This is a genomic window from Treponema sp., from assembly GCF_024696245.1.
Taxonomy (GTDB): domain Bacteria; phylum Spirochaetota; class Spirochaetia; order Treponematales; family Treponemataceae; genus Treponema_D.
In genome coordinates, this window is sequence record NZ_JAILGZ010000103.1 from 1 (window position 1) to 2110 (window position 2110).

Below are 2110 nucleotides of genomic sequence, written 5' to 3' on the forward strand. Positions count from 1 at the left end.
TGACGTTTCAATATTTGTAGAGCATAATTCTTCTTTTTTGCCGGAAGCTTTGAACCAGTCATCAAATTTTGTTACGCCCAGATATTCTTTTCTTCCGTAGTACAAATCAAGAAAAAGGCATAAAAAATTGTAAGAAAAGTCAGCAAATTCCTGAGACCAGCTTTCTTTTGGATTTACTATTAAGTTGCTGTATTCTTCATCTAAGTAAGCAGTTTCATTATCCATAAAAATATCTTTCCCATTATAGATAAACACAGTATTTTTTGGTCTTAAAAACAAAGTCTGAATAAGAGATGGATTCAAAAAGCCGTAACCGTTTTCAAATTTCATTGGTATGTTATAATCTTTTAAATTAATAGAATAGGATGGATCAGCATTTTTCTGATTTACCAGTGTGTTATGACTTATTGCAGAGGTTTCTGCCACTATATCAGAAGACTTAGTTATTTTATTGACATCAGAATAAAAGACTATGCCACTTGAAAAATCGATAGTAAAATATTCAGATTCTAAATCCTTATAATTATAAATCATTTTATAAAGACTGCCATTTTGACTTATGGTAAAATAATCTTCAAAAAAAGTGTCAATAAAAGATTTGACTTCCATATAGGGAATGTCGCTGCCAGGACTTCCTTCTGGTGGAAAATAAAGATTTGTGTATCCGATTTGTTTTTTATCTGCAGAATAAATCGCAACTTCTTTTGCAATCAGGCTTTCTGGCTTTACTTCAGACTCTATCTTTTTTACCTCTTCCTTATAGGTGTCATCATCCATAAGGTTGCGGCAGGAAGTGGTAAAAAAGAGAAGAGAGAAGATAAGGACTGTAATATTTTTAGTTTTCATAAGCAATCAAGCTTTTAGTTAATACCAAAAAGGACCTTCCACATAACAGGGATTGAAACTACAACCTCGTCTTTTACAACATTGATTCTTGCACCAAGACGGAAGCTTGAGTTTTCGCCAAAGCTCCAGTCTGCATAAGGGTAAATTTCGTGAATATATTCATCTCCCCGTGCAATCGAATATTTTAAGAAAAGAGAGATTTCTTCACTTGCAAACCAGCCGCCTTTTACAGCAAAAAGCCATGGAATGTTTTCGTTTTTACCAAGTTCCCCGTCACCTTCGTCGCAGCCCTGGATAACAGGATCAAAGCCTTCGTCTTCCCAGGCATCCCAGGCGGCACGTCGTTTTTTAGCTTCTTCATTCAGAATGTATTCCTTGTTCAAACCTGTAAGGAAGTCTGTCGCAATAACAAAGAGGTCTGTTGAATAGCGGGCAGAAGCTTTTACTACATGGGTAGAAGGAAGTGGAAGATAGTTCTGACTTTCTAAGCAAAAGGAATCAAAATCATTAATATCTACGTCGTTATAGTTGCTTATGTAGCCGGCTGAAAAATCACAAGAGGCAAGACTTACATGGGCAAAAATTGAGTAATGGTAGTATTCATTTTTGTTCAGTATGTTCTGTCCTGTAGCCTGCAGGGATGCTACATAAGAATCGCCTTCATAATTAAAGACAAGACCTGCGTTCAGGTATTTTCCCTTTGCCGATCCGATGTTGGCAATAGCAAGCAGACTGAAATCTCCAAATGTCTGATCGAAAATTAAGCCGGCACCTTCCGCAAAAGGATTTGCCTGCAAAAGGTAGGCTTCGTTTTCTGTGTAAAGTTCGCCGCCAGAAAAAGAGAAGCGGTCGCGCAGGTCGTTTCCGGCTGCTACAGAAAGGAAAGGAAGGGGAGTGAAGACTCCATAACCCGCAAAAATAATATTGTAATGTGGATCATCAAAAACAAAATTATTAAAGGCTGTTAAGGCACAAATTTCAGCCTTATCCCAGCTGTATCCGACTTCAGCATATTCTGCAAAAAACATGTCATATTTGTCATCTTTATCGATTGCAAATAAATCGCTGCCGAATTCTGTGCCGTCTGCATCGGCGCAGGCTCCCAGTTTGTTCATAAAGTAGCCTTCTCCTGATAGGGCTGCCGTTAAACTTAATGCCATTAAAATTGTGTGTAGTTTTTTCATAAGCTATCTCCTTTTTTTTAGTGACAATTTATAAAAATTTGTTAATTAAAATTATAATTGTTATATTTAATAAAACAAGA

The 2110-nt window shown here is 36.6% G+C and carries 2 protein-coding genes; both read right to left on the reverse strand.

The genetic code is table 11. The features are described 5' to 3' along the window. Positions 1-846: hypothetical protein (locus K6D58_RS07085; protein ID WP_296829029.1), on the reverse strand; the 846-nt coding region annotated here is incomplete at its 3' end. A gap of 14 nt (positions 847-860) precedes the next feature. Next, positions 861-2030 carry a hypothetical protein gene (locus tag K6D58_RS07090; RefSeq protein WP_296829031.1) on the reverse strand — a complete coding sequence of 390 codons (1170 nt, stop codon included), beginning with the start codon at positions 2028-2030 and terminating at the stop codon, positions 861-863. Between the last annotated feature and the right edge of the window lie 80 nt (positions 2031-2110).

Bases quoted from the DNA above. Each gene is read 5' to 3' on its own strand.
- K6D58_RS07090 (WP_296829031.1), bottom strand. From the start codon at position 2,030: ATGAAAAAACTACACACAATTTTAATGGCATTAAGTTTAACGGCAGCC.